24 protein-coding genes are annotated in these 25,873 nt (G+C 75.7%); 5 read left to right on the top strand and 19 right to left on the bottom strand.

Annotation, left to right across the window (positions count from 1 at the left end; genetic code table 11):
• The 3 genes from AB0N04_RS16635 to AB0N04_RS16625 form a co-directional block, all read left to right on the top strand.
• A partial coding sequence (locus AB0N04_RS16635; protein WP_363364580.1) for a DUF6542 domain-containing protein occupies positions 1 to 487 on the top strand: 487 nt, incomplete at its 5' end.
• Positions 480 to 2,099, top strand: a complete 1,620-nt coding sequence (locus tag AB0N04_RS16630) for an LCP family protein (RefSeq protein ID WP_360220581.1) — start codon at positions 480 to 482, stop codon at positions 2,097 to 2,099. The genes AB0N04_RS16635 and AB0N04_RS16630, both read left to right, overlap by 8 nt.
• A 213-nt stretch (positions 2,100 to 2,312) precedes the next feature.
• A complete protein-coding gene (locus AB0N04_RS16625; protein WP_363364576.1) occupies positions 2,313 to 3,239 on the top strand; it encodes an endonuclease/exonuclease/phosphatase family protein in 927 nt (308 codons plus the stop codon).
• Here AB0N04_RS16625 and AB0N04_RS16620 read toward each other — a convergent pair.
• Positions 3,229 to 3,690 carry a hypothetical protein gene (locus AB0N04_RS16620; RefSeq protein WP_360220575.1) on the bottom strand — a complete coding sequence of 154 codons (462 nt, stop codon included), beginning with the start codon at positions 3,688 to 3,690 and terminating at the stop codon, positions 3,229 to 3,231. The two genes, AB0N04_RS16625 and AB0N04_RS16620, sit on opposite strands and share 11 nt — an antisense overlap.
• A gap of 143 nt (positions 3,691 to 3,833) precedes the next feature.
• Positions 3,834 to 5,354: a DUF6777 domain-containing protein gene (locus tag AB0N04_RS16615; protein WP_360220572.1), complete on the bottom strand. Its 1,521-nt coding sequence runs from the start codon at positions 5,352 to 5,354 to the stop codon at positions 3,834 to 3,836.
• Positions 5,355 to 5,658: 304 nt separating this feature from the next.
• Between AB0N04_RS16615 and AB0N04_RS16610 the strand changes: the two genes are divergently transcribed.
• Positions 5,659 to 7,026, top strand: coding sequence for a streptophobe family protein (locus AB0N04_RS16610; RefSeq protein WP_363364572.1), 1,368 nt, complete (start codon positions 5,659 to 5,661; stop codon positions 7,024 to 7,026).
• A gap of 32 nt (positions 7,027 to 7,058) precedes the next feature.
• Here the strand turns inward: AB0N04_RS16610 and AB0N04_RS16605 are convergent, their stop codons facing one another.
• The 5 genes from AB0N04_RS16605 to AB0N04_RS16585 form a co-directional block, all read right to left on the bottom strand.
• Positions 7,059 to 7,556 carry a hypothetical protein gene (locus AB0N04_RS16605; protein ID WP_360221889.1) on the bottom strand — a complete coding sequence of 166 codons (498 nt, stop codon included), beginning with the start codon at positions 7,554 to 7,556 and terminating at the stop codon, positions 7,059 to 7,061.
• Positions 7,557 to 7,727: 171 nt separating this feature from the next.
• Positions 7,728 to 8,105: a DUF1304 family protein gene (locus AB0N04_RS16600; RefSeq protein WP_360221886.1), complete on the bottom strand. Its 378-nt coding sequence runs from the start codon at positions 8,103 to 8,105 to the stop codon at positions 7,728 to 7,730.
• A gap of 86 nt (positions 8,106 to 8,191) precedes the next feature.
• Complete coding sequence (locus AB0N04_RS16595) at positions 8,192 to 9,178, bottom strand: serine/threonine-protein kinase (protein ID WP_360221892.1); 987 nt, start codon at positions 9,176 to 9,178, stop codon at positions 8,192 to 8,194.
• A 161-nt stretch (positions 9,179 to 9,339) separates the two neighbouring features.
• Positions 9,340 to 9,927, bottom strand: coding sequence for a hypothetical protein (locus AB0N04_RS16590; protein ID WP_360221883.1), 588 nt, complete (start codon positions 9,925 to 9,927; stop codon positions 9,340 to 9,342).
• Between the two features lie 112 nt (positions 9,928 to 10,039).
• Entirely contained in the window at positions 10,040 to 12,394 is a 2,355-nt protein-coding gene (locus tag AB0N04_RS16585; RefSeq protein ID WP_360221880.1) for an FHA domain-containing protein, read from the bottom strand.
• A 146-nt stretch (positions 12,395 to 12,540) separates the two neighbouring features.
• Between AB0N04_RS16585 and AB0N04_RS16580 the strand changes: the two genes are divergently transcribed.
• A complete protein-coding gene (locus AB0N04_RS16580; RefSeq protein ID WP_360221877.1) occupies positions 12,541 to 13,890 on the top strand; it encodes an acyltransferase in 1,350 nt (449 codons plus the stop codon).
• 32 nt (positions 13,891 to 13,922) lie between these two features.
• Here AB0N04_RS16580 and AB0N04_RS16575 read toward each other — a convergent pair whose 3' ends face one another.
• From AB0N04_RS16575 to AB0N04_RS16520, 12 genes are all read right to left on the bottom strand, one after another.
• Complete coding sequence (locus AB0N04_RS16575; protein ID WP_360221874.1) at positions 13,923 to 14,711, bottom strand: DUF3050 domain-containing protein; 789 nt, start codon at positions 14,709 to 14,711, stop codon at positions 13,923 to 13,925.
• Positions 14,712 to 14,767: 56 nt separating this feature from the next.
• Positions 14,768 to 15,736, bottom strand: a complete 969-nt coding sequence (locus AB0N04_RS16570) for a transketolase C-terminal domain-containing protein (RefSeq protein ID WP_360221871.1) — start codon at positions 15,734 to 15,736, stop codon at positions 14,768 to 14,770.
• Positions 15,733 to 16,758, bottom strand: coding sequence for a thiamine pyrophosphate-dependent dehydrogenase E1 component subunit alpha (locus AB0N04_RS16565; protein WP_360221869.1), 1,026 nt, complete (start codon positions 16,756 to 16,758; stop codon positions 15,733 to 15,735). Before AB0N04_RS16565 ends, AB0N04_RS16570 begins: the two co-directional genes overlap by 4 nt.
• Positions 16,755 to 17,669, bottom strand: a complete 915-nt coding sequence (locus AB0N04_RS16560) for a phytanoyl-CoA dioxygenase family protein (protein ID WP_360221866.1) — start codon at positions 17,667 to 17,669, stop codon at positions 16,755 to 16,757. The genes AB0N04_RS16565 and AB0N04_RS16560 overlap by 4 nt, the downstream gene beginning before the upstream one ends.
• A 31-nt stretch (positions 17,670 to 17,700) precedes the next feature.
• Complete coding sequence (hppD, locus tag AB0N04_RS16555; protein ID WP_360221863.1) at positions 17,701 to 18,687, bottom strand: 4-hydroxyphenylpyruvate dioxygenase; 987 nt, start codon at positions 18,685 to 18,687, stop codon at positions 17,701 to 17,703.
• 102 nt (positions 18,688 to 18,789) lie between these two features.
• Positions 18,790 to 20,046, bottom strand: a complete 1,257-nt coding sequence (locus AB0N04_RS16550; RefSeq protein ID WP_360221860.1) for a beta-ketoacyl-[acyl-carrier-protein] synthase family protein — start codon at positions 20,044 to 20,046, stop codon at positions 18,790 to 18,792.
• Entirely contained in the window at positions 20,043 to 21,659 is a 1,617-nt protein-coding gene (locus AB0N04_RS16545) for a class I adenylate-forming enzyme family protein (protein WP_360221857.1), read from the bottom strand. The genes AB0N04_RS16550 and AB0N04_RS16545 overlap by 4 nt, the downstream gene beginning before the upstream one ends.
• Before the next feature lie 278 nt (positions 21,660 to 21,937).
• Positions 21,938 to 22,465 (bottom strand): beta-ketoacyl synthase N-terminal-like domain-containing protein, encoded by a 528-nt coding sequence (locus AB0N04_RS16540; protein ID WP_360221854.1) that lies wholly within the window; start codon positions 22,463 to 22,465, stop codon positions 21,938 to 21,940.
• A 79-nt stretch (positions 22,466 to 22,544) separates the two neighbouring features.
• Entirely contained in the window at positions 22,545 to 23,681 is a 1,137-nt protein-coding gene (locus AB0N04_RS16535; RefSeq protein WP_360221851.1) for a beta-ketoacyl synthase N-terminal-like domain-containing protein, read from the bottom strand.
• Complete coding sequence (locus tag AB0N04_RS16530; protein ID WP_360221848.1) at positions 23,678 to 23,932, bottom strand: acyl carrier protein; 255 nt, start codon at positions 23,930 to 23,932, stop codon at positions 23,678 to 23,680. The genes AB0N04_RS16535 and AB0N04_RS16530 overlap by 4 nt, the downstream gene beginning before the upstream one ends.
• On the bottom strand, positions 23,929 to 24,204 hold the full coding sequence (locus AB0N04_RS16525) for a phosphopantetheine-binding protein (RefSeq protein WP_360221845.1): 276 nt from the start codon (positions 24,202 to 24,204) through the stop codon (positions 23,929 to 23,931). Before AB0N04_RS16525 ends, AB0N04_RS16530 begins: the two co-directional genes overlap by 4 nt.
• 144 nt (positions 24,205 to 24,348) lie before the next feature.
• The gene (locus tag AB0N04_RS16520) at positions 24,349 to 25,794 is read right to left on the bottom strand and encodes an AMP-binding protein (RefSeq protein WP_360221842.1); all 1,446 of its coding nucleotides are present in this window, start codon (positions 25,792 to 25,794) and stop codon (positions 24,349 to 24,351) included.
• Positions 25,795 to 25,873 lie beyond the last annotated feature (79 nt).

Genomic DNA, 25,873 nt, shown 5'->3' with positions numbered 1-25,873 from the left:
GATCACCGGGACGTTGGAGCGCACCCGGAGCTGGCGGCAGACCTCGGTACCCGGCCGGCGGCGCCGCCCGCCGGTCCGCCGCGGCGGCGGCTGGCCGGTGCCGCTCGCCGCCGTCGGCCTGCCCCTGCTCGGTGGCGCCCTCGACGAGCTCGGCGGCCCCGGCGTCGGCGTGCTGTTCGCGCTCGGCGCCGTCGCCGGTACGGGGGCGGCGGCCGCGCTGTGCAGCCGCGCCGGGCGCTGGTGGGTCGTCACCGCCGCGCCGGTGGTGGTGCTGCTCGGCGCGTCCGGCACCGAGTACCTGTGGCACCCGGACGCCTACCAGGGCCGGCGGCTGGGCACCGGCGCGCTGCGCTGGGTGGTCGGGGCGTTCCCGGTGATGGCCGCCGCCGTCGGGGCCGCCCTGCTGGCCGTCGCCGTCCGGGTCGCCCTGGACCGCGCCCGGACCGGCGCCGTGAACCCCCCGACCGGAAGGAGCCGCCGTGGCTGAACGCACTCAGCGCCCCCGCCCCCGCCCGCGGGGCCGTGCCCCGCGCCGCGGCCCCGCCCCGCTCACCGTGGCCGGCCGCACGCTGGCCTGCACCGTCTCCATCGCCGTGCTCGGCGCCAGCGGCTTCACCTGGTACGAGTACCGCAGCCTCGACGACGGGATGATCAAGTCCGCCGCGCTCAGCGAGGCCAAGAAGAACGCGCCGCCGCACCTCGACAAGTCGGTGAACCTGCTGCTGATCGGCCTCGACAGCCGCAAGGACATGGACGGCAACGACCTGCCCAAGCAGTTCGTCGAGGAGGAACTGCACGCCGGCTCCAGCGAGATCGGCGGCTACAACACCAACGCCCTGATCGTCCTGCACATCCCCGCCGACGGCGGCAAGGTGACCGCGCTCTCCGTCCCGCGCGACGACTACGTGCAGACCGTGGGGGCCGACGGCAGGATGCACAAGATCAAGGAGGCCTACGGCATCGCCAAGGAGGCCGCCGAACTGAAGCTCGCCGGCAAGGGTCTCTCCAAGGCCGACCTGGAACGGCAGAGCCGCGAGGCCGGGCGCTCCGCCACCATCCAGACCGTGCAGAGCCTCCTCGACGTCCCGATCGACCACTTCGCCGAGGTCAACCTGATCGGCTTCTACGACATCGCCAAGGCCGTCGAGCCGATCAAGGTCTGCCTCAACCACCCCGTCGACGACCCGATCACCGCCCGCACCGCCACCCACGAGGGCGGCGGCACCGGGCTCAAACTGCCCGCCGGCATCAGCTCGTTGAACGCCGCGCAGGCCCTGTCCTTCGTCCGCCAGCGGCACCACCTCACCAACGGGGACCTCGACCGCACCCACCGCCAGCAGGCGTTCATCTCCTCCGTCGAGTACCGGCTCAAACAGCAGGGCGTCCTCAACGACCTCGGGCAGATGCAGAAGCTCTTCGGGGTGGTGAAGAAGGACGTCGTCATCGACAACGAGTGGAACATCCTGGACTTCGCCCAGCAGTCGCCCAACCTGACCGGCGGGAACGTCGAGTTCAACACCCTGCCGATCACCGGGTTCAAGAACGTCGGCGGCCAGGAGGTCAACACCGTCAACCCGGACCTGATCCGGAAGATCGTCCGGCAGCTCTTCTCCACCCGCGAGCCCGGCCCCGCCCCGGCCGCGCCCGCGCCCTCCGAGCCGGCCGCCGAGAGCGCCGCCCCGCCGCCCGGCGCCCCGACGACACCGGCCGCCACACCGGGCACCGCCGCCAGAGCCGTCGTCGACGTCAACGCCGCGGCGGGCGCCGGCGCGGCCGCCGCCGAGTCCAGGGCCCTCACCGAACTCGGCTACCAGGCCGGCCGGATCGGGGACACCGCCGCCCGCGCCAGGACCACCACCGTCACCTACGGCGCCGGTGCCAAGGCCGACGCCCAGCAGCTCGCCACCCGCTACGGCGTCACGGCGGCCCCGGGCGCCGGCGTGGCGCCCGGCCACGTCCTCCTCACCCTGGCCGCCACCCGGACCCCGGCCCCCGGCGCCGCCACCACGCCGCCCGCCGACCCCGCCGCGGACCCGGCCGCCGGCCTGCCGATGCAGGGGCCGGCGGTGAAGGCCGGCGGGATCCCGTGCGTGGACTGACCGGGCCGCGGGGCGGGCGGCGCGGCGGACACCGCCCCGTCGTCCGCCGCAAGGCCGTCCGCCGCCCCGCTGCCCTCCGCCCCGCTGCGCCGCCCCGCCGGCCGCCGGGCCGGCCGACGGCCGGAACCGCACCCGGGGACCCTTCGTCCTGAGAGGAAACGGTGACGGGAGGGGTACGTGGTGGCCGGTGGGAGCTGGTGGCGGACGGGTCTCGTGGGAACGTGCGGGGTCGCCCTCGTGCTGCCGGCCGGGCTGGTCGCGGTGCGGGTGACCGGGGCGGACGACGGGACGGTGCTGGCCCTGCCGATGGTGCTCCTGCCGTACGCCGCGCTCGGCACCCTGCTGCTGCTCGGGGTGCTGCTGGCGCTGCGCTCCTGGTGGGTGGCGGCCGTGGCCGGCCTGCTCGCGGTGGTGCAACTCTGCTGGCTGGCGCCCAGAATCGTGGCCGACGGGGGCAGCGTGGCGGCCGACGCGCCGCGGCTGCGGGTGGCCACCAGCAACGCGTACCTGGGGCAGGCCGACGCGGCCGCGCTGGTGCGGCTGGTGCGTGAGCAGCGGGTGGACGTGCTGGCGGTGGAGGAGTTGCGGACCGCGACGGCCGAGGCCATGGACCGGGCGGGGATCGCCGACCTGCTGCCGCACCGGAGGATCGACGGCGACACCGCCCTGTACTCGCGCCTGCCGCTGGCCCCGGTCGACGCCTCGGCCCCGGCGGCCGCCCGGGCCCAGCTCGCGGCCGAGGTGACGGTCGGCGGCAGGCAGGTGCGGCTGACCGCCGTGCACACCTACTACCCGCTGGGCGACGCCCGCCGCTGGGGGGAGGACTTCGCGGGGCTGCGCGCGGCGGCCCGGGGCGCCCCCCGCACCGCGGTGTTCCTGGGGGACTTCAACGCCACCCTGGACCACGCCCCGATGCGCGAACTGCTCGCGACCGGCCTCACCGACACCCACGAGGAGCTGGGCGGCGGCATCCGGCCCACCTGGCCCGAGGACAACGCAGACTTCCCCTACCTGCCGCCGGTGATCCAGATCGACCACGTCCTGCACGGGTCGGCGCTGACGGCCGTATCGGTCTCCGAGCACACCGTGCCGGGCGCCGACCACCGCGCGGTGGTGGCCGAACTGGCCGTCACAGGATAGGAGTCGGACCCCGCCCGGCCAGGGCGCGGCGGACGAGCCGGCCGGCCGACCAGAGCAGGACGGCGGTCGCGGCGACCGCGGCGAGCACGTAGGTCGCCGGCATGTCCTCGTTCGGGTAGCGGTCGCCGACCACCCGGACGGTCGCCGGGTCGTCCGCCGCCGCCTCCAGTGGCACGGTCGTGCCGACCTGCGGGTGCTCGACCCGCTTGAGGCCGAGCGCCGTGGTGCTGAAGCCGCGGTCGCCGACCGTGTAGGTGACGGTGTAGAGCCAGCCGCCCTTGCGGAGGGTCACGGCGCTGACCGTTCCGTCCACCCGCAACGGCGCGGCGTCGATGCGGCTCGCGGCCCGCCACTGCGCGGAGGCCGCGAACAGGCTCCAGCACAGCACCAGCAGCGAGACCGCCGAGCCCGCCAGGGGAAGGGACCACGCCCGCGCCAAGAGTTCCCTCATGGCCCGGACGATACCGGCCGCACATCGCGCCGCAGGGGCCAGGGTGGTGGTTCTGACGAACTGTCAACTTCTGTCCACCGCGGGCCGCCACCGGCCCGCGGTGGGGTCGGTGGCGGCGGTCCGGGCGGTCCGGCCGGGCCGGGTCAGGGTGTCGCGGCCGAGGTGGTGGGGCAGGGCGGCAGGGTCGTCCCGGTGGCGGGCACGCTGGTCACGCAGGTCGCCGTGGGGGTGTGGGCCGTGGTGGTTCCGGTGGTCGCCGCCGCGGTGGCCTTCGTGCTGCCGGCGGCGGTTCCCGCGGACGTGCTGCCGGTGGCGGTGGTCTTGACGCTGGAGGCCGAGGAGGTCGACGAGGTGGGGCCGGAGGAGGTCGCGCCGGAGCTGCTCGCACCGGACTTGGTCGCGCCGGAGGAGGTGGCACCCGAGCTGGTCGCGCCGGAGCTCGTCGCACCCGAGCTGGTCGCACCCGAGGAGGTGGCGCCGGAGGACGTCGCGCCGGAGCTGGTCGCACCCGAGGAGGTGGCGCCGGAGGAGGTGGCGCCCGAGGTGCTGGGTGAGCCGGACCCGGAGGTCGTCCCGGAGGAGGACGAGGACGTCGCGGGCGCCGTGGTCGGGGTCATCTTCGACGGCGGGGGCACCCCCGGGGCCAGCGGACCCTTGGGCTGCTCCACGCGCTTGTCGACGACCTTGATCTGCCCGGTCACCCGGGCGAACCAGCCGGCCGTCTCGATGTTCACCAGGACGATCTCGGTGACCGGCTGCGGCGCCGGCACCACGACCACCAGCGTGGTCGGCTGGAAGCCCGTCCAGGCCTTCCCGGTGTACTTGGCGTTGCTCACCAGGACGGGCGGCTTCAGCGGGTTCCCACAGGAGCAGCGGACCCGGGGCACGCCCTGGGCGTCGACCAGCACGGCGGTGCCGGCCTGCAGCGCGCTCTGGTACTCGGTGACGGCGCCGGACTTGTAGCTGTGGTTGGTCACCCGGGTGTCCACCCGCAGGTAGACCGAGGTGAGCGACCGCAGGTAGGAGGGGATGGCGGACTGCTCGATGCCCGCGGCCGAGGCCCAGGCCCGCCCGCCGTCCCCGGCGGAGACCATGGTGATCAGGCGTTCGGTGTCGCAGCTGGGCTTGTTCATCGTCCCGCCGTACAGCCCGGCGGAGCTGCCCTCCACGCTGTGGAGCGTGGCCGGGGAGCCGCTCGTCGGCTTGCCGCTCTGCGCCGGCTGCTGCCCCTGGGAGGTCGCGGGCTGCGGGGCGGGCGCGGCGACCGCCTGGGTTTCCACCGAAGGGGTGAACGGGTCCGGTCCGGGATCCGACGGGGCCTGCAGGGCGACCTCGTTCGCGGCCGGCACGGCGTCGTTGTGGCCGCCCTGGTTGTTGACGATCAGCACCGTGGCCAGCACGGCCACCACCACCGTGCCCGCGGCCAGCGCGAGGCCCTTCCCGGAGCGCCACCACGGCCTGTGCGGCCCGCGGCCGCCCCCGGACGGCGGACCGCCCGGCCCCGACGGCGGCCCGGACATCCCGGAGGAGCCGGAGGAGCCGGACGGCGGACCGGCCGTGCCCCCGCCGGACTGGGGGCCCGACAGCGGGCCGGACGGGGGCCCGGACGGCGGGCCGAAGGGCGGCTCGCTCGGCGGGCCGGGCGGGGGCGGTTGGGAACTCATCGGGGCTCCGTTTCGCAGGCGGCCGGCGGGCGCGCCGACAAGGGGATCTCCTGCCACTGGGGTTCCATTTCCCCCCGGCTCCCCGGCGGCCGCAACAGCAGGTGCGGCCGGCGTCGCCGAGCGTGCCCGCCGTCCGGGTCGGTGCCGCCGCCGCCGGTCGCGCCCCGCGAACCGCCTGCCGGGGGCGCCGGGGGTCGCCGGTCGGCGCCGCCCGTCGGGACCGTCCGTCGGGACCGCCCGCCGAGCGTGCCCGCCGGGCGTCGGCCACTCTGGGACGCGAAGCCCCACGCACCGAGGAGGCCCCATGCAGCAGCCCACGCCCCGCGTCGCGGGCCCGCCCGGCGCCCTGCGCGGCTGGCTCGACGCGCTCGCCGTGGTGCTGGCCGGGGTCGCCGCGATGGCGGCGGTGGCCGCGCTGGGCCTCTGGCTGGCCGGTGCGAACGACCTGCCGGGCGGTGGGTTCCCGTCGGTGCTGGCCGCGACGCTGGCCCTGGCCGTCGGCGGTTCCGTCCAACTCGACGGTGGTGCGGGCCAGTTCGCCGCGCTGGACGCCGGGATCAGTGCGATGCCGCTGTCCGTCTCGCTGGCCGGCGCGGTGGTGATGGCCGAGGTGTTCCTGCGTCAGCTGCGCTTCCGCGCGGTGGCGGCGGGCGGTGAGCTGCTCGGCCGGATCGCCCGGACGGTGGCGCTCTGGCTGGTCGCCCTGGTCCTGCTGACCCTCGGCGCCCGGCACACCTTCACCGTCCCGCTCGGCAACGACCTGGTGCAGTCCATCGGCGGCGCGCTCGGGCTCACCCCTGAGGTCGGTTTCCACGCGGACGCCCCGAGCACGATCGGGATCGGTCTGGCCTGGCTGCTCGCCGTCCTCGCCGGGACCTTCGCGGTGTCCCGCCGGGCACCGCTGCCGCGCTCCCTGGTGCGCTACCAACTGGCCGTCCGCCCAGCCGCGTTCGCGCTCTGGGCGGTGCTGCTCGGCTATGTGGCGATCGGGGTGGTGGCCGGGGTGCTGACCGCGGTCGTGCACGGGAACGCCAGGCAGACCATGGCGGTGGTGCTGCTCGCGCTGCCCAATCTGGTCTGGATGGCCTTCGGCGTCGGGCTGGGCGCGGAGTGGCACGGGCGGCTCGACGGCGCGCTCGGCCTACCGGTGCCCGAACCGCTCGCCGAGGTGCTGCGCGCCCCGGGCGGCGGAACGGCCACCGTCGACCTGGGCACCCTCGCCGACCAGGACGCCCGCAGCTGGTGGCTGCTGCCGCTGGCGGCGGTGCTGATGCTCGCCGCCGGGTTCCTGGCGGCCCACCGCTCGCCGCGCGGCGTCCCGCTCTGGCAGCACGCCGTCCGCTTCGCCCTGGCCGCCGCGGTCACGATGCTCCTGGTCGGCCTCTGGACCCGGGTGGACGCGAGCTACGGCCTGTCCGTCCTCGGGGTGGGCGTCGGCGAGGGCGGCCTGGGCGACCTGCTGGGCAGCGTGCTCGGCGGCACCAACCCGCTGTCCGGGCTGGGCAGCGGCAGCCTCACGCTGCAACCGGTGCTGCTGACGGCCGTCCCGCTCGCCGCGGGCTGGGGCCTGCTCACCGGCGCCCTGGGCGCGCTGCTGGCCGCCCGGACGGGCCGCCGGGGCGAGGTCGCCGACCCGGCGCGGCCGGCGGACGCGGCGGGCCCGCCGGGCTGACGGCCCGGCGGGCCCGGCGGCCGGTGCCGGCGTCAGAACAGCCGGTGGCCCCGGACCCGGACGGTGCGGCCGCCGCCCTCCCGGATCCGCCGGAGCCGGCCGACCCCGCTGTGCAGCTTCGCGGTGGCCAGCAGCGACGGCCCGACGACCACCCCGGCGGCCGCCAGCGCGACCAGGACCCCGATGGTGTCGACGGCCCGGTCGTCCCCCTCCTCGACGGTCTGCCCGCCGAGGTGGACCAGCATCGGGAGGGTGACCAGCAGCGAGAGGACCAGCAGCCAGCCCAGCACCCGCTGGACCAGCTGCTTGCCCCGCGCCCGGCCCGCGCTCTCCACCCGCACCGAGAAGGCCTGCGTGCAGCGGGGGCAGATCAGTCCGACGTCCCGGCGCCCGGCGGCCGGCCGGGGCGATCCGCCGGGCGGCAGGTGGGACACGCTCCACCGGACGGTCGTGGTGGCCGGCCCCCGCTCCACGGCCACCCGGCAGCCGATGCTCACCACGTACCGCTCGCCGATCGACGACCGCGCCATGCCCGCCACCCCCGGGAGTCCGCCGCCGCGCGCGTCGCGGGGGCAGGCGGATTGTTGCCGCGGCGCGGGCGGGCGAAACGCGCCGCACGGGAGGCCGCCGGGCGGCAGCGGCCCGGCGCCGGCCGGCGGGGTGGCGTCGGCGGGCGGCCCGGCGTCGGCGGGAGGGGTGGCTCAGAACGCCTGCGCGAGCAGGACGACCGCCGCCGGGACGGCCTGGGCCAGGGCCACCCGCCAGAGCCGGCGCTCGGAGACGAACAGGGTGATGCCGCCGGCCACCAGGAACGCCCCGATGTAGCTGATCACCGCTCGCCCCGCGGTGGTGTGGCCGTCCGTGTGCAGGAGGACCAGTCCGGCGACCAGGCCGAGCGCCAGGAACAGGTTGTAGAAGCCGACGTTGAAGCGCCAGAGCCGCACCTCCGGGGCGTCCGCCGTGCTGCCGGTGAGCAGGAACCGCACCCGGGGGTGGCCGTACAGGAAGCTCTCCAGCGGCCACGCGATGAGGTGGATCGCGGCGGCGAGCATGGCGAAGACCTGGCTCACGGCGTTCATGGGTGCGACTCCTCGGGACGGCGGCGGGCGGTGCGGGCGGCGGGCGACCCGGCGGGCGGGACGGCCGGGGCGGGGGTCGGGAGCGCTCACCGCGGCGGCGGGTGGACCACCGGTGCGGCCCAGGCCGGCGGCTCGGGCACGGCGCCCGGCCCCGGGCCGGGCCCGGCGGCCACCGGGACGACCTGGGTGGGCGGCCCGGCCCCGTTCCAGGGCTCCGCGCCGTCGCCCCGGCCGGGCGCCGCGGCGCTGGCCGCGCGTAGCTCGGCGACGAACTGCAGGCAGCTGGCGTACCGCTCCGCGGGCGCCTTGGCGAGCGCCCGGGTGATCACGGCCGCCGCGGCGGCGGGCAGGTCGGGGCGGTGCGTGCGCAGCTCGGGCGGCGGGTCGTTGAGGTGCGCCCAGAGCAGGGCGAGGTCGCTCTCCCGGCGGAACGGCGGGGTGCCGGCGAGCATCTCGAAGACCACGCAGCCGAGGCTGTACTGGTCGCAGCGCCCGTCCAGCGGCTTGCCGGAGATCTGCTCGGGCGCGGCGTAGTCGAGGGTGCCGACGATCTGGCCGACGCTGGTCAGCCCGCTCAGCGAGAGGGACTTCTTGGTGAGCCCGAAGTCCGCCAGGTACAGGTGCTCGGGGTGCTCGCTGTCCGTCCCGGCGGCGACCAGCACGTTGCCCGGTTTGACGTCGCGGTGGACCAGGTCGTGGTCGTGCGCGGCGTCCAGTGCGGAGGCGATCTGCAGGGCCAGCCGGGCGGCCCGCTCGATCGGGAAGGGCCCGCCCCGGTTGAGCAGGCCGCGCAGGTCGCCGCCCTCGACGTAGCGCATCGCGATGAACAGGATGCCCTCGTGCTCGCCGGCCTCGAACACCGGGATGATGTGCGGGTGGTCGATCGCCGCGGCGGCCTCGGACTCGTGCATGAAGCGCTGGCGGAACACCTCGTTGCGGGCCAGTTCGGGGGCGAGCAGCTTGACGGCGACGGTCCGGCGCAGCCGCAGGTCCTTGGCCCGGTACACCACGGCCATGCCGCCGCGTCCGATCTCCCCGTCGAGCCGGTAGCCGGCGATCCGGCGCCCGACCATGCCGGCCGGCAGGCTGGGGGCGGACAGCTGGTCGGTCGGCCCGTCCGGCGGCCCCTCCGGGGGCGGCCCGGGCGGACGGCCGGCGGGCCCCTCCGGCAGCGGGTCGGGGGACGGGTCGGGGGGCGGGTCGGGCGGCCGCCGGTCGGCCGGTTCGGTCGGGTTCACAGGTCGACCGCCCTGGTCGGCGCGTACGGGCCCTGCGCGGGCTCCTGCGGGGCGGGCCCGGGGGCGGGCGAGGGCCGCGGCGTGGGCGCGGGGGTCGGTGCGGGCCGGTCGGTGGCCGCGTACGTCTGCAGCTGGAGGCCGTCGCAGTAGCACCACCGGTCGTGCACCGGGTCGAACACCCAGAGCGCCTCGCCCTCGACGACCAGCCCGATCCGCAGGCCGCGGGCCCGGTCCCGGAACGTCTCCAGGTCCAGCGAACCGGCCGCGAGGTCCTCCAGCAGGGTCCGGTAGCGGGCCAGCGCGGACTCGGCGTCGGCGAGCGCGGGGCGCGGGTCGGCGGTGCGGGCGGGCGGGCCGCCGACGGCGGGCGGGGTGTCGGGCAGGGTGATCAGCAGGCGGCCGTCCACCCAGGCGGACCAGCCGTTGGAGCAGAGGATCTGCGCCCAGTCGCCCTGCCGGGAGAGCAGGCGCACCGGGAGCAGGGCGTCCAGCCGGGCGGAGGGCCGGGCCGGGTCCGGGGCCGTCCAGGTGGCCATCCCGGCCGGCGGGGCGACGTGGGTGGGGCGGAACGCGAACTCGTCCATGGGCGGCTACATTTCCTCCGCCGCGCGAGCCGCGGCCGCGCGCGGCACGATTCGCAGCACAGGTCTGTCTCCCACTCTACCGGCGGCGGTCCGGTCCAGCCCGGGGCCGCCGTCACCGCCGCATGATGGCGGGCTCGTGCCGCCGCAGCAGGGCCAGCACGGCCAGGCCGTAGGCGACGGACAGGGCGGGCAGCACGGCCATGCTGAAGAGCCAGCCGGCGCGCTCGTGCCGGAACATCGGGTCGACGGTGATGTTGGTCGGGAAGATGCTGTGCAGTTCGATGGTGCGGGCCATCGCGGAGAGTCCCCAGCGGGACGGGATCAGCCAGGCGAACTGCTCCAGCCCGGGCACCCCGTGCAGCTTGAGCATCAGCCCGCTGAAGACGATCTGGACGACGGAGAGGAGCACCAGCAGCGGCATGGTGGCCTCCTCCTTCTCCACCACGGCCGAGACCACCAGGCCGAGCATCATCGCCGAGAAGGCGAGCAGCGCGACCGCGATGATCAGCTCGGGCAGCTGCGGCATGACCACTCCGGTCGGCACCGCGAAGGACAGGTCGACCCCGGCCAGTCCGACCACGGTCAGTACCACGGCCTGACCGACCGTGACCGTGCCGAGCACCACCACCTTGGACACCAGGTAGGCCGACCGGGACAGTCCGACCACGCGTTCGCGCCGGTAGATCGCCCGCTCCTTGACCAGCTCGCGCACCGAGTTGGCGGCGCCGGTGAGCAGGCCGCCGATGCAGAGCGTGAGCAGGCAGTTGACCGCGTTGTCCGGGGTGATCCGGCTGCCGGCCATCACCCGGCACATCAGGCCGATCACGAAGGGCAGCACCACCATGATGGTGAGGAAGAGCCGGTCGGCGGCGAGCACGGCGGTGTACCGCCGCACGAGGGTGCCCAGCTGGGCGAACCAGCCCTGCGGCTTCTCCCGCCCGATCGAGGGCGCCTGCGCGCCGGGCGGCGGCACGGCGGGCACCGGAACGGCCGGGACGGACTCGGCGGCCACGTAGCGCCGGTACTGCGGGGAGGCGCGGAAGCGGCGCTGCCAGGCCTCGTGGTCCTCGCTCTCGAAGGCCTCGAAGGCCTCCGGCCACTCCTCGAAGCCGAAGAACTCCAGGGCCTCGCCGGGTGGGCCGTAGTAGGCGGTGCGGCCGCCCGGCGCGAGCACCAGCAGGCGGTCGCAGACGTTGAGGCTCAGCACGCTGTGCGTCACCACGACCACCGTGCGGCCGTCGTCGGCGAGCCCGCGCAGCATGTGCATCACCGAGCGCTCCATGCCCGGGTCGAGGCCGGAGGTCGGCTCGTCGAGGAAGAGCAGGGAGGGCTTGGTCAGCAGCTCCAGCGCGACGCTGACCCGCTTGCGCTGGCCGCCGGAGAGGCTGGCGATCACCTGGTCGGCGCGTTCGGCCAGGCCGAGTTCCTGGATCACCTCGGTGACCCGGGCCTCGCGCTCGTGCTTGGCGGTGTCGCCGGGGAAGCGCAGCTCGGCGGCGTAGGAGAGCGCGCGCCGCACGGTCAGCTGGGTGTGCAGGATGTCGTCCTGCGGGACGAGGCCGATCCGGCGGCGCAGTTCCGCGTAGTCGCGGTAGAGGTCGCGGCCGTCGTACAGCACGGTGCCCTCGTCGGCGGGGCGCAGCCCGGTGAGCGCGTTGAGCAGGGTGGACTTGCCGGCGCCGCTCGGTCCGGCGACGGCGAGCAGGGCCTTCTCGGGGAGCGGGAAGCTCATGTCGTCCAGCAGGACCCGGTGGTCGGGGCCGACCCTGACCACCAGGTGCTGCACGTCCAGGGAGATCTCGCCGGTGTCGGTGTACTCGACCAGGCGGCCGTCGGAGAGGCAGAGCGCGGAGTGGCCGATGCCGACGATGTCGGCCGGTCCGACGGGCGCGCGCCGCACCGGGCGGCCGTTGAGGTAGGTGCCGTTGTGGCTGTCGAGGTCGACGATCTCGTGCCCGCCGTCGGGCAGTTCGCGCAGTTCGGCGTGGTGGCGGGAGACCACCAGGTCGTCCAGGACGAGGTCGTTGTCGTCGGAGCGGCCGATCCGCACGGTGCGGTCGGGCAGCTGGATCACCGCGCTGGGGCTGCGGAAGGTGCCGGAGGACTGCGGGGCGAGCAGCGAGGTCCGTTCGCCCGGGTCCGGGCGGGGCAGGCCGGCGAAGGTCGCGGAGGGGCCGTCGGCCGGGTCGCCGAAGCGCAGCCTCGTCCCGGGGCCGACGTCCTCGCGGTCGACCCGGTGGCCCTCGTCGAAGGTGCCGTTGGTGCTGCCGACGTCCTCCAGCAGCCAGTGGCCGTCGTCGGCGCGCAGCACCGCGTGGTGCCAGGAGACCCGGGGGTCGTCCAGCACGATCTCGCTGGTCGGGTCGCGGCCCAGGTGGTAGGCCCGGGTCGGTTCGATCAGCTGCGACTCGGTGTCGGTGACCAGGACGAGGGGCGGCGCGACGGACGCGCCGGGGCGCTCTCCCATGGTCGGATTCTATCGCCGGGACGGCCTCACGGCCTTCCGGAGGGCGGGCCTCCCGGATCGCGGGATTGGACTGGACCACTGTGACGGCGCGGCACTATCGTTCGGCGTGCCCGCAGCCACCCGCCGAACCACCGGGGACGGAACGCATGAGTATCTGGCCGCAGTTGCGCCTGTCCCGGACCGTCAGAGCCGGCCGTGCCCCGGGCACGGTGCTGCGCTGCGGACTGATGGACACCATGCTGGCCGACCTCGCCGTCTCGGTGGTCCTCTGCTTCGACCGGCCGCTGGACGACGAGCGGCTCGCCGCCGGCCTGGCCCGCGCCCTGGAGCGGGTGCCGGTCTTCGCCGGGCGGCTGCGCACCGTGGACGGCGTCCTGGAGGCGGTCTGCGACGACTCCGGCGTCCCGCTGGACCTCTACACCGTGGACGGCACGCTCGCCGAGGCCATGGGCCGGGTGACGGCTCCCGGCTCCGACCTGGCCGACCCGGTGGACGCCCCGGCCGCCCGCACCGGCGGCGCCCCGCTGTTCACCGTGCGGGTCACCCGCACCGGCGACGGCGGCACCGTGCTGGGCTGCTCCTGGCACCACGCGGTCGGCGACCTGCACAGCTTCATGCTGCTGCTGCGGATCTGGTCGGCGGCGGTCGAGGGGGAGGAGCTGCCGGAGGCCGAACTGGTCGAGGACCAGGACGCGTTGCTGGCCGGAGTGCTGCCGGAGTCGGACTGCGGGCGGCCCGGCTTCCGGGTGCCGGGGGAGGAGGAGGCGCAGCTGCTGGCCCGCGAGGTGGCGGCCGGGCCGCGCGCCAACCGGACCGTCCAGATCCTCTTCACGGACGCCGAGGTCGAGCGGATGCGCGAGGAGTTCAGTGCCGCGGCCGGGCGCCGGCTCTCCTCCGGGGACGTGCTCTGCGCCCACGTGGTCTGCACCCTGCGGGAGTTGGACGGCGACGGGGCCGAGCGCTGGCTGACCGTCCCGGTCAACGCCCGCCGCTGGCTCGGCCTCTCGCCCGCCCTGGTGGGCAACCTGCTGGGCGACGTCCACCTGCCGCACCAGCCCAAGGACGGCCCGGCGGCGCTGGCCGGCGCACTGCGGGCGGCCGTCGAGGAGTTCCCGACCGCCCACCTCAACCTGCGGGCCAACCTGGACTTCCTGGCCTCGCTCGGCCGTGACCGGCTGCGCGACTGCGTCCCGCTGGGCTTCGACCCGCAGGCGCGCCGGTTCAGCTTCTCCAACTGGAGCCGCTTCGGCGCCTACCGGGTGAGCTTCCAGGGCCACCGCCCGGTGTTCTTCAGCCCGACGGCCAACTACCCGCTCCCGTGGGTGAGCTGGACGGTCGAGGGGTTCGGTGGCGCAGGCTTCCTGACCACCGTCGTGCTGCCGGCCCGGCTCGCCGCCCGGGTGCGGGGGGCGGAGGGCCGGGCCGCGCTGCACCGCTTCCGGGCCGCGGCCGACGAGCTGCCCACGTCGGCCGCGGCGGTCCCCAAGGTGATCTGACGGATCGTCAGGACATTCTCGGAGGCGGTGCGTCAGGCGAAGGCGGCCTCGATGGCCGTCCAGAGCGCGACCCGGGCGCGCAGCGCGGTGCGGACGGTCTCGGCGCAGGAGTCCCACTTGGCCTGGTCGTCGCCGCACAGGTCGATCAGCATCTGCATCGCCATCGGGGTGTGCTGCTCCCCGTCCACCTCGATGTGCCGCGCCAGGTAGTCCTTGAAGACGGTGAGCACGCCGTCCGGGTCGTCGATGCCGACCACCTGGGCGAACATGTCGGGGATCAGGTCCTCGCGGCCGAAGGCGAAGGCGGCGGCCCGGCAGTGCACCGGCGCGTTCTCGATGATCGACCAGGTGGTGCCGGTGAAGTCGGCCGCGGCCTGCGGGACGGCCGCGGCCTTCAGCGCCTCCGGGACTGCGGTGCCGGCGCCCAGCAGGCCCAGGAACTCCTCGACCGGCCGCGGGTCGGCGCCGGCCTGCCGCATGCCCTCGACGTAGAGCTCGAAGTGGCTGGTGTAGCCCTCGCCCAGCTCGTCGCTCTCCTCCACCAGCACGATCTCGTTGATCAGCCGGCGGCTGGCGGTGGGCCCGTTCGGCACCCACGGGACGTCCACGCAGGTGAGGTCGCGCTGCAGGCTCTTCAGCAGCGACATGAAGTCCCAGACGGCGAACACGTGGCTGTCCAGGAAGGTGCGGACGCGCCCGATGCTGGTCAGCCCGCCGTAGACGGTGTGGCCGACCACCTCGCGGCGCAGCGGGTCGATGGCCTGCTGGAGGCTGGTCAGGCCGGGGTGCGAACGGTCCCAGTGGTAGCGGTTGGTGGACACGTCGACTCCTTCTGTTCGGGGGGAATGCGGGGGAGAGGGGGTGGGGCAGGGCTGCTTCAGGGCTGCTTCATGACGGCGTGCAGCGCGTGGCGCAGCTGCTCGCGGCCGGGCTGCAGGGCACGGTCGAGGGCGGGGGCGAAGGGCAGGACGGCACCGTCGGGGCGGGTGACCCGGCGGGGCGGGGCGATCAGGTGCATCTCCTCGGCGGCGGTGGCCAGCACCTCGGCGGCGAGGCCGCAGCTGCGGTTCGAGTCGTCGAGGACCACCAGCCGACCGGTGCGTTCCAGCGAGGCGGCGAGCGCGGCCCAATCTAGGGGGTGGAGCGTGCGCGGGTCGAGGACTTCGACGGAGATCGTCCCGGAGACCTCCTCGGCCACCGCGAGCGCGTCGTGCACCAGGTGCCCCACCGCGACGACCGTCACGTCGGTGCCGTGCCGGTGGATCCGGGCCCTGCCGAGCGGGACGGCTTCGAGCTCCTGGGTGACGGTCTCGCGCACCGGCAGGGCGGCGGCCGGGGCGAACACCACCACCGGGTCCGGGTCGCGGATCGCCGAGCGCAGCAGCCCGTACGCGTCGGTCGGGGTGGCGGGCACCACGGTCTTCACCCCGGCGTGTGCGAACAGGCTGTACGGGTGGTCGGAGTGCTGCCCGGCCCAGCCGTCCCGGGAGCCCGACCCGGGCACCAGGCAGGTCAGCGGGACGGCCGCCTGACCACCCGTCATCAGCGAGAACTTGTGTGCCTGGTTGACGAGTTGCTCGAAGACCAGGAACAGCAGCGAAGGGATCTGGAACTCCAGCACCGGGCGCCGCCCGGCGAGCGCGGCGCCGATCGCCATCGCGGTGAAGGCCTGCTCGGACAGCGGGGTGTCGACGATCCGACCGGGGCCGAAGCGGTCCAGCAGGCCGAGCGTGGGCCCGGCCAGGCCGGCTCCGATGTCCTCGCCGAACACGCAGACCGCCGGGTCGGCGGCGAGCTCGTCGGCGATCGCCCGGTTGAGCGCCTTGGTGTACGAGAGCCTGGTCATGCCACCGCCCCCGCCCGGGGCCGCAGACCGTCGGCGTACAGGTGGTCCAGGGCGCCGGCCGGGTCGGGGTGCGCGGAGGCCAGCGCGAAGTCCTCGGCGACGGCGAGCCGGCCGGCGACCTCCTCGTCGATCCCGGCGACGGCCCGGGCGTCCAGCAGGGCGGCGGCCCGGGGGAGCGGATCCCGGGCGCGCCAGGCCGCCACCTCCTCGGGGGTTCGGTAGTGCAGCTTCATCCGGCGTTCCATGGTGTGGTGGCCCTCGTAGCGGTAGGTGCGGCACTCCAGGAAGCCGGGGCCGCCGCCGGCCCGGGCCCGGTCGACCGCGCGCAGCGCGGCGGCGCGCACGGCCTCGGTGTCCATGCCGTCCACCTCCTCGGCGGGGATGCCGAAGGCGGCCGCCCGCCCGGTCGCGCTGCCCGCGACGGCGGTGGCGGCGGGCAGCGTGGTGGCGTAGCCGTTGTTCTCGCAGACGAACAGCACCGGAAGGCGCCACATCGCGGCGAGGTTGAAGGATTCCAGCAGCACGCCCTGGTTGAGCGCGCCGTCTCCGAAGAAGGCGACCGCCACCCGGCCGTCGCCGGCCTGCCGGGCCGCCCAGGCGGCGCCGACCGCGATCGGGGCGCCGGCGCCGACGATGCCGTTGGCGCCGAGGATGCCGAGCGAGAGGTCGGCCGCGTGCATCGAGCCGCCCCGGCCGCCGTTCAACCCGTCGACCCGGCCGGCGAGTTCGGCGAGCAGCCGGTCGGGCGCCGCGCCGCGGGCCAGGACGTGGCCGTGCCCGCGGTGGGTGCTGGTGAGGCGGTCGCCGGGGCCGAGCGCCGCGCAGACGCCGACCGCGACGGCCTCCTGGCCGATGTACGGGTGGATGCCGCCGGGGATCGCGCCGGCCCGGACCAGGCCGAGCGCCAGCTCCTCGAAGCCACGGATCAGCCGCAGCATCCGGTAGCGCTCGGCGGGCGTCCCGAGCGGCGCCGTCCCGCCGGGTCCGGCCGCCCCGGCGGCGGGACCGGGGGAGGCCGTCACCGGGTGCCCCGCCAGACCGTCGGGCAGAACCGCGGGTCGGCGTAGTCGGGCCGGCCGTCCGCGGTGCGGCGCACCAGCACGTCGTGGTTGTACACCACAGGCTCGCCGTCGGCCCTGGCGTGCCGGCGGTACGCGTTGGCGCCGTCCTGCAGGTGCAGCGAGACGGCCCGGCGCGGGAACGCGGCCAGGTTGGGGCCGCTGCCGTGGTAGGTGCGGCAGTGGTGGAAGGACATGTGGCCGCGCGGGATCTCCATCGGGACGGTGCGCACCTGCTGCCCGTTGTGGGCGGCGTTGGCGGCCAGGATGCCGTCCAGCTCGCCGCGGTCGCGGTCGGCGAAGTGCCGGGTGGAGTCCTCGCCGGAGTCCAGCTCCCGCCAGCGGTGGCTGCCGTCGACCATGGTGATGGTGCCGTTCTCCTCCCCGCAGTCGTGGAACGGGATGAAGGCGGTGAGCATCTCCTCGGAGGTCGAGGTCTGCCAGTAGTGCTTGTCGAAGTGCCAGGGCACCCGGTTGCTCGGCTCCCCGGGCACCGGGGGCTTGTAGATCAGGGTCGCCTGGAAGATCCGGATCTCCTCGGCCCCGGCGAGCAGCGCGGCCACCGCGCCGACCAGGGGCTTGCGCAGGATCGCGCCGATGGCGTCGCTCTCGTAGTGCACGTAGTCGTTGTGCCGCTGGACGGGGCCGTGCGAGGGCTCCCAGGAGGCCAGTCTGGGCGGGCGGACGGGCAGTTCGCGGTCGCGTGCGCCGGCGTAGTACAGCTCGGTGGCGGCCTGGAGGGTGTCCAGCTCCTCGTCGGAGAACAGCCGGCGGGACAGGTACCAGCCGTGCTCGCGGTAGTGGGCGACCTCCTCGGGCGTGGGCAGCAGGTCGCGTTCGGCGTCGGTGAGGTGGAACTCGGTGACGGTGGTCACGGGTGGTGCCTCCTTCTTCGGGATCCGGCGGTCAGACGGAGGCGGCGGAGCTCTGCCGTTCGACGGCCTCGTAGAGGGCCTTGATGTTCGCGGTGCCGAAGGTGCCGGCGCCCTGACGCTCGATCAGCTCCAGGAAGTACGTCCGCCGCGGGTGGGTGGAGCGGACGAAGATCTGGAACAGCTGGCCGCCGTGGTCCTGGTCGACCAGCACGTGCAGGTCGCGCAGGGTCTCCACCGGGATGGCGGTGGTGCCGAACCGCTCGGCGAGGGCGTCGAAGTAGGCGCCCGGGGTGCTCAGGAACTCCACGCCGCGGGCCCGGGCGGTGCGCACGGCGGTGGCGATGTCGCGGGTGCGGAAGGCGAGGTGCTGCACGCCGGCGCCGTCGTGGGAGGACAGGAACTCGTCGATCTGGCCGGGCCGGCGGCTGGTGTCCGGCTCGATCAGGGTGAAGGTGACCTCGCCGGAGGCGCTCTGCACCACGCTGGAGTCCATGGCCTGCTCGCCGACCTCGATGTACTCGCCGAAGATCCGGTGGAAGCCGAGCGCGGCCTCGCAGAACCGTACGGCGTCGGCGAGTTCGCCCGCCGGGACGCAGATCGCGACGTGGTCGAGGGCGTCCAGCAGGCCCGGGGCCTCCCCGGCGTCGGCCTGGCGCTCCGGGACGAGGCGCAGGGCGGTGTCGCCGAAACCGGCGATCAGCCCGCCGGCCCGGTCCAGCACGCGGGCGCCGTGCCGCTCGGCGCGCTCGAGCGCGGCCTGCGGGTCGGTGCAGGACAGGGCGAGGACGGCGACGCCGTCCCCGTGCCGGGCGACGAACTCGGCCACCGGGTGGCCCGGGTCGGCGGCGGAGGCCAGGTGCACGCGGATCGAGCCCTGGTGCAGCCGGACGGTGCGGGTGCCGTCCGGCGCGGTCACCGGCGGGTCGGCGGTGAAGTCGAAGTCGGCGCAGAGGCCGGCGGCGGTCTTGTCGGCGTCGGAGCAGTGGTACTCGACGTGGGTGATGGTCTGGATGGACAACGGGATCTCCCCCCGGAGGGATGGGAAGGGCGGGCTCGGGCTGGTCGGACGGGCCCCGGCGGGCGGTCCTGGTGGACGCCGGTCCGGTCCGCCGGACAAGCCCTAGCGGGCGGCCCGGGTGGACGCCGGGCCGAGGATCAGGCTGAGGTTGTGGCCCCCGAAGGCGAAGGCGTTGCTCAGCGCGGCGCGCACCGGTGCGGTCCTGGCCGCGCCCCGGACGTGGTCCAGGTCGCAGGCCGGGTCGGGGTCGTGCAGGTTGAGCGTCGGCGGCAGCGTCCCCCTCGCCACCGCCAGGGCGGTCACCGCCGCCTCCAGGGCGCCCGCGGCGCCCAGGAGGTGGCCGGTGGAGCCCTTGGTGGAGCTGACCGCGGGCGGCCGGCCGGCGAAGACGGCGTGCAGCGCGGCGGTCTCGGCCACGTCTCCGAGCTTGGTGCCGGTGCCGTGGGCGTTCACGTAGTCGATGTCGCCCGGGGCCAGGCCGGCGTTCGCGAGCGCGGCGCGCATCGCGTCGGCGGCGCCGGCGCCGTCCGGCCGGGGCATGGTGGGGTGGTGGGCGTCGGTGGAGGCGCCCCAGCCGATGACGTCGGCGTACCCGGCGGCGCCGCGGGCGTCGGCGTGCGCGGCGCGTTCCAGGACGAGGACGGCGCTGCCCTCGCCGAGCACGAAGCCGTTGCGCCGGGCGTCGAACGGGCGGCTGGCCTGCTCGGGCTGCTCCCAGCCCTGGGCGAGCGCCCGGGCGTTGGTGAAGGCGGCGGCGATGGTCGGGTGCAGCGAGGACTCGGTGCCGCCGCAGACCACGACGTCCGCGTCGCCGGAGCGGATCAGCCGCAGCCCTTCGGCGACGGCCTGGGCGCCGGCCGCACAGGCCGTCACCACGGCCGAACTGTAGCCGCGGATGCCGTGCTTGATGGCGATCCGGGCGGTGGCCATGTTGGAGAGCATGCCCGGCAGCAGGTACGGGCTGACGCCGGGGCGGCCGCGCTCCAGGCGGCGGTGCGACTGCTGCTCGAAGGTCTCCAGCCCGCCGCCGCCGGTGGCCAGTACCACGGCGGTGCGGTGCGGGTCGACGCCCTCGCCGACCACCAGGCCGGCGTCGGCGAGCGCGTCGTCGGCGGCGGCCAGGGCGAGCAGGACGAAGCGGTCCACGCAGCGGGTCTCGGTCGGCGGCAGCACCTCCCGGCCGTCCACGGCGGGGGCGATCCCGGCGGCGGGCAGCCAGCCGTGGGCGGGGTGGCCCTCGGGGACGGCGCGCAGGCCGGAGCGGCCGGCCGTCAGCGCCTCGAACACCTCGGTGGGCTTGCGGCCGAGCGGTGAGACCAGGCCGATGCCGGTGACGACGGCTCCCGGGCGGGCGCTCATGCCTGCACCGCGGCGAGGTAGCGCTCGCGCAGCAGCACCTTGCGGACCTTGCCGGTCGGGCCGAGCGGGATGTCGCTCCCGGAGACCACCAGCACCTGGCGGACGGTGGCGGCGGCGGCCTCGTCGAGGGCTGCGACGACCGCCTCGGTGCGGTCGGCGTCCCGGTCGGCGCCCTCGGCCAGGATCAGCAGCACGTCGGTGACGACCCGTTCGCCGTCGCGGACGGCCACCACCGTGCAGTCCGCCGCGTCGGGGCAGGCGGCCAGCACCCGCTCCTCCGACATGGCGGTGAACAGGCGCCTGCCGTCGCCGAGTTCGACCGAGTCGACGGCCCGGTCGACGTGGTAGTAGTAGCCCTCCTCGTCCCGGTACATCAGGTCGCCGGTGAGGAAGCGGCCGCGGATCCTGGTGCGGAAGGTGGTCGCCGAGTCGTTCCAGTAGCCGAGGGCCAGGGTCGGTGAGGCGGTGGCGAGTTCGCCGACCTCGCCGGGGCCGAGCGGTTCGCCGTCCGGGCCGACCACCTCGCAGTCGACGAAGGCGTGCGGGCGGCCCACGCAGCGACCGTAGCGCTCGGTGCCGGGGCCGTGGGTGATGAAGAAGTGCGAGTGGCCCATCTCGGTGGAGCCGAGCCCGTCCACGAACAGCGATCCGGGTGTGCGGGTGCGGCCGGCGCGGGTGACGGACTCCCGGCTGCCGGTGGCGATCAGGCGGCGGATGTGCACCTCGTGCGCGCAGTCGCCGGTGTTCCACCAGAGGGCGACGGAGGAGAGGTCGCGGGCGGCGAGGTCGTGGTGGGCGAGGTCGGCCCAGGTGGCGGCGAAGCCGACGACGCCGGTGGGCCGCCACTGCTCGACGGCGTCCAGCACCCCGGCGCCGGACTGCCCGGACAGCACGGCGAGCCGGGTGTGCGAGCTGAGCGCGAGGTTGAGCGCGATCAGGGTGGCGGCGTGCGGCGCGGGCAGTGCGCTCAGCATCCGCTCCTGCCCCTGCGGGCGGGGCAGCCGCAGCCGGTGGCGGATCGCTGCGTACAGGCTCGCGTGCGAGTGGACGACGGCCTTCGGCATGCCGGTGGTGCCGGAGGAGTGGGTGATCGCGACCGGGTCGCCGGACCAGTGCCGGTAGGGCGCCGGGGCGTCGTCCGGGTCGGCGGCGCCGAGCGTGCCGATCTCGGGGAGCAGCGGCGCGCCGGGGTCGTGGTCGGCGAGGGCGGCCAGGTGTGCGGGGTCGGCGAGCACGCCGACCGCGCCGATTCGGGCGATGTAGCGGGCGGCCCGCTCGCCGTCGAGGTTGGGGTTGAGCAGCGCGGGGACGGCGCCGAGCCGGGCCAGGGCGAGGAAGGCGAGCACGTGGTCGGCGGCGTCGCCCGCGTAGACGACGACCGGGTCGCGGCGGGTGATGCCGAGGCCGTGCAGGGCGGCGGCGCGGGCCCGGACGGCGCGGTCGAGCTCGCGCAGCGTGAAGGGCTGCCAGGCCGGGTGGCCGTCCACCGCGGTGTCGAAGGTCAGCAGCGGCTCGTCGAGGCCGAGGCCGAGGGCGAGCCGGGTGGTCAGGACGTTGCCGGCGCCGACGTCGGGGTCGTCCGCCAGCAGGGTGCGGAGACTGCGGATGGTCACGGGGGTGGATCCCTCCCTCGGGGCCGGGGCCGGGGGCGGCCCGGGCGGCTGATCGGGTGTCGGGGCGGTGCGGCCGCTCGGGCGGCGGGGGGCTTCGGCGGGTGGCGGCTGGGCGGCGGCTTCGGCGGGCGGCCCGCGGGGACCGGCCGGGGCGGCGGTCGGCCGCGGGCCGTGGGCCTCCGGTGCGGCGGAGCCGGTCCGGCCGGGTGCGGCCCGCGCGGGTGCCGGCCTCGTCGCCGGCTACCCCCGGGGGCTACCGCCGGTGGTGGCCCGGCGGTTCAGCCGGTGACCAGGACGGCCACCGCGTGGTCGCCGTCGTCGGTCTGCTCGGCGGCGACGACCAGGACCAGGTCGGCGTCGCCGTCCGCGAGGAGCAGCGCGGCGAGGTCGAGGGCGTCCGCGGGTACGGTTCCGGGGGCGGCCTCGGCGGGGCTGATCGCCAGGACGGGGCCGGTCAGGCCCCAGCGGGCGGCGATGTGCCCGAGCACGGCGTTGGGGTTGGACTGGAAGAACAGCAGCGGGGCCGGTCGTCGCCCGGGTTCGGCCGTGCGGTCGATGGCCCGCGCGGTGGCGCGGTCGCCGCCGGCGCTCGCCAGCAGCAGGGCGGTCCGCCCGGGGGCGGGCGGTGGTCCGTGGTGCGCCTGCAGACAGCGGTCGGCCGTGTCGGCGACGAGCGGGCCGAGGCCGGATCCGGCGAAGCCGGGCAGGGGCGGCGGCGGGCCGGTCAGACCGGGGCCGGGTCGGCGGGCCTCGGCGAGGACGCGCAGCGCGCGGGCGGCCGGGGCTGGGGTGCGGTCGGTGATCATGGTGTCGGTGTCGGTGTCGGTGTCGGTGCCGGTGCCGGGGAGGGGGGCGGGTACGGGCGGCGCGTTCGGCTCGTGCGGTTCACGCGGCGGCCACCAGCAGGGCGGTGTTGGCGCCGCCGAAGGCGGAGTTGAGACTGAGCGCGTAGCGGGGGCCGGCGGCGCGCGGGCCGTCCAGGACGAGGTCGAGGCCGACGTCCGGGTCGGGGCCCAGCCAGCCGGCGTTGACCGGCAGCAGGCCGCGGCCCAACGCGCCGATGGTGACGACGAGTTCGAGCAGGGCGGAAGCCTCGAGGGCGTGCCCGTGCACGGACTTGCTGGAGCTGACCGGCAGTTCGGCGGTGTGGCGGCCGAACACCCGGCGCAGCGCGCTCGCCTCGGCCTGGTCGGCGAGGGTGGAGCCGGTCCCGTTGGCGTTGACGTAGCCGACCTCCTCCGGGGCGACGCCGCCGCGGGTGAGCGCGGCCTCGATCGCCCGGACGGCTCCGTCGCCCGCGGGCTCGGGGCGGCAGACGTGGTGGGCGTCACCGGCCCGCCCCCAGCCGGCCAGCCGGGCGAGCGCGGGGGCGCCGCGCCGTTCGGCGGCCGGAGCGGCCTCGACCACCACGGCGGCTGTCGCGTCGGCGAGCAGGGTGCCGCTGCGACCGGTGCTGAACGGTCGCAGTTCGCCGTCGCGGGCCAGTGCCCGCCCGGCGTCGAAGACGGCGAACACACCGGGTTCGACCAGGTGCCCGGCCGCGACCAGGACCCGTTCGTGCCGTCCTGCGGCGACCAGTGCGGCGGCGTCCGCGACGGCGGTGGAGGCCGCCACGCAGGCGCCGGTGTACACCCGGGTGACGCCCCGGGTGCCCCAGACGGCGCTGACGCCGGCCGCCACCGCGTCGGCGGTCCTGCGGGTCCGTTCGTCGCTGTGCAGGGCGAGCAGGACGGGCATCCGCCCGCCGTCGTCACCGGTCAGCCCGGCCTGCCGGCAGGCCTGGCCGATGGCGTCGAGGACGGCCCGGGCCAGCGGGAAGGTGTGCGCGAGCGGGACGCCCGGTGGCAGCAGGGCCGCCCGGGTGGTGCGGCGGGCGCTCACGTCGAAGCGGGTGACCGGGCCGAACGCGGCCTTGCCGTGGACGGCGGCCTCGGTCAGCGGGTCGGGTCCGCGCCCGGCGGCGCTGAGCACCCCGAGCCCGGTGACCACCGGCCGGGTGCCGGCGGGCGGGGTACCGGTCATGGCCGTGCGGCCGAGCGTTCGGCCAGGACGGCCGCGCGCAGCAGGTCGGTGGCCTCGTCGACCGTCCGGACGGCGCCGAAGCGGTCGTCGTCGAGGTCCAGTTGGATGCCGTAGCGCTGCTCGAACTCGGCTATCAGCCAAGTGAGTTCGAGGGACCCGAGATCCTCCGGCACGTCGTCGGCGGCGCGCTGCCCGAACGCCGCCAGCATCGTGCGGACCTCGGCCCGGTCGGGGAGGCCGGAGTCGCTCACGCCGCGCTGCCGGTGGTGGCGGCGGTGGCGGCGATCCGCTTGACGACGTCGGCGGTGAACTCGTCGAGCGTCATCAGCGCGGTGGTCTCCATCTCGTCCAGGTCGAACTTGATCCCGAACTCGTCCTCGACCTGCACCGACAGTTCGGCCAGCGCGAGCGACTCGAGGTCCAGCCCGGCCGGCCCGAGGTCGGTGTCCCCGGTGACGTCGGTGACGTCGTACTGCATCTCGGTCAGGGAGGCGAGGACGAACTCGCGGATGCGGTCCTGCATGGTGTGGCTCCTTGTCGGGGTGGTGCAGCGTCGGTGCGGTGTGCGGTGTGCGGTGTGCGGTGTGCGGTGTGCGGTGTGCGGCGTCGGGTTTTCGTGCAACGTCGGGGTGGTGCAGCGTCGGCGCGGTGCGCGCGCCGGGGCGGTTCAGCGCGCGGCGGTGGCCGCGGCCGTGGCGGTGGTGCGCAGCGCGGCCGGGTCGCGCAGCAGCTTTCCGGTGGCGGTGCGGGGCAGTTGCGCCAGCAGGGCGATCCGCCGCGGCCGCTTGTAGGCGGCGAGCCGGCGGGCCAGCCCGTCCTGGACGAGGGCGAGGTCGGCGTCGGGTTCGGTGGCGAGGTAGGCCTCGATCGCGCCGTCCTCGAAGACCACCACGGCCTCGCGGACCTCGGGCAGTGCGGTGAGGGTCTGCTCGACCTCGGTGAGGTCGACCTTGAGCCCGCCGATCGAGACCTGGGAGTCCAGCCGGCCGAGCACGGTGACCCGGCCGGTGGCCCGGTCCAGCTCGGCCGCGTCCCGGGTGTGCAGCCAGCCCTCCGACCAGCGGGTCGGGTCGTCCAGCCCCGGGTACGGCGAAGCCGGCGCGCCGATCTGCAGCTCGCCCGCGACCATCCGCAGCCGCATCCCGTGGACGGGCTGCTTGGCGGGGTGGAGCGTGCCGGACAGGTCGGTGGCGATGACCCCGGTCTCGGTCATCCCGTACATGGTGCCGAGCGGGACGCCGTAGCGGCCGGTGAACAGCGCGGGCAGGCCCGGTCGGACCAGCTCGCCCGCCACGATCATCCGGCGCAGCTGCGACAGCCGCGGCGGAGCGACCGCGCCGGCCAGCAGCTCGGCGTGGAAGGGCACTCCGACGAGGGTGGTCGGCCGGTCGCCGGCGGCGACGGCCGCGAGGATGCCCGCTGCCGTCATCCGTTCCGGCACGGTGACCGCGGCGCGGGCGTGCAGACCGTTGAGCAGTCCGCCGACCAGGCCGAGCACGTGCACCACCGAGGACAGCAGGACGACCCGTTCGCCTTCGCCGGGGAACTCCTCCAGCCTGCGGTAGCAGTCGAGTTCGCGGAGCAGGTCGCTGGCGGTGCGGGCGATGACCTTGGCCGGTCCGGTGGATCCGGAGCTCAGCTGGATCAGCGCGTGCCCGCTGCGGGCCGGGAGCCCGTCCGGCAGGCGGACGGCCACCGGCTCCACCTCGGAGAAGCCGCGCAGCGCCGCCGCGGGCCGGTGAGCGGAGCCTAGCAGCACTTGCGGGGCCAGCCGCGCCACCGCCGAGTCGACCTCGTGGTCGGTCAACCGGTGATCGAGCAGGGCGACTTGGGCGCCGAGCCGCCAGCATGCCAGCAGCGCGGCGACGAACGCCACCGAGGGCGGCAGCCGCAGTGCGGCGGTGCCGCCCGGTTCGAGCCCGGCCGCGGCGAGCCGCTCGGCCTGGTCGTCGACCAGGGCGCGCAGGGCGTCCCGGTCGATCGGTGCTCCGAGGTGCAGGCACTCCTCGCCCCCGGGGCCGGCCAGCAGCAGCCGGTCGACCCAGGAGTCCGGGGCGTCGGCGTGCGGCGGTTCGGAGGGCGGAAGTGAGGAGGGGGAAAAGCGGGTCAACACCACTCCACGCAAGTGAGGGGATTTGACATGAACGCCGTTCACAACCAAAACGGTCAATTCCGTTGCCAGACCATTGCAC

The organism is Kitasatospora sp. NPDC051702, from assembly GCF_040681575.1.
Classification (GTDB): Bacteria; Actinomycetota; Actinomycetes; order Streptomycetales; family Streptomycetaceae; genus Kitasatospora.
Note: the sequence above shows the minus strand (reverse complement) of the source record. Positions and strands in the feature narration are given on the sequence as shown.

Excerpts from the sequence above, each read along its gene's own strand:
- AB0N04_RS16525 (WP_360221845.1), bottom strand. The coding sequence starts at position 24,204 with ATGCAGGACCGCATCCGCGAGTTCGTCCTCGCCTCCCTGACCGAGATG.
- AB0N04_RS16550 (WP_360221860.1), bottom strand. The coding sequence starts at position 20,046 with ATGAGCGCCCGCCCGGGAGCCGTCGTCACCGGCATCGGCCTGGTCTCA.
- AB0N04_RS16600 (WP_360221886.1), bottom strand. The coding sequence starts at position 8,105 with ATGAACGCCGTGAGCCAGGTCTTCGCCATGCTCGCCGCCGCGATCCAC.
- AB0N04_RS16570 (WP_360221871.1), bottom strand. The coding sequence starts at position 15,736 with ATGACCAGGCTCTCGTACACCAAGGCGCTCAACCGGGCGATCGCCGAC.
- AB0N04_RS16615 (WP_360220572.1), bottom strand. The coding sequence starts at position 5,354 with ATGAGTTCCCAACCGCCCCCGCCCGGCCCGCCGAGCGAGCCGCCCTTC.
- AB0N04_RS16620 (WP_360220575.1), bottom strand. The coding sequence starts at position 3,690 with ATGAGGGAACTCTTGGCGCGGGCGTGGTCCCTTCCCCTGGCGGGCTCG.
- AB0N04_RS16595 (WP_360221892.1), bottom strand. The coding sequence starts at position 9,178 with ATGGTCGGGCGCCGGATCGCCGGCTACCGGCTCGACGGGGAGATCGGA.
- AB0N04_RS16540 (WP_360221854.1), bottom strand. The coding sequence starts at position 22,465 with ATGATCACCGACCGCACCCCAGCCCCGGCCGCCCGCGCGCTGCGCGTC.
- AB0N04_RS16610 (WP_363364572.1), top strand. The coding sequence starts at position 5,659 with ATGCAGCAGCCCACGCCCCGCGTCGCGGGCCCGCCCGGCGCCCTGCGC.
- AB0N04_RS16535 (WP_360221851.1), bottom strand. The coding sequence starts at position 23,681 with ATGACCGGTACCCCGCCCGCCGGCACCCGGCCGGTGGTCACCGGGCTC.
- AB0N04_RS16605 (WP_360221889.1), bottom strand. The coding sequence starts at position 7,556 with ATGGCGCGGTCGTCGATCGGCGAGCGGTACGTGGTGAGCATCGGCTGC.
- AB0N04_RS16590 (WP_360221883.1), bottom strand. The coding sequence starts at position 9,927 with ATGGACGAGTTCGCGTTCCGCCCCACCCACGTCGCCCCGCCGGCCGGG.
- AB0N04_RS16585 (WP_360221880.1), bottom strand. The coding sequence starts at position 12,394 with ATGGGAGAGCGCCCCGGCGCGTCCGTCGCGCCGCCCCTCGTCCTGGTC.
- AB0N04_RS16580 (WP_360221877.1), top strand. The coding sequence starts at position 12,541 with ATGAGTATCTGGCCGCAGTTGCGCCTGTCCCGGACCGTCAGAGCCGGC.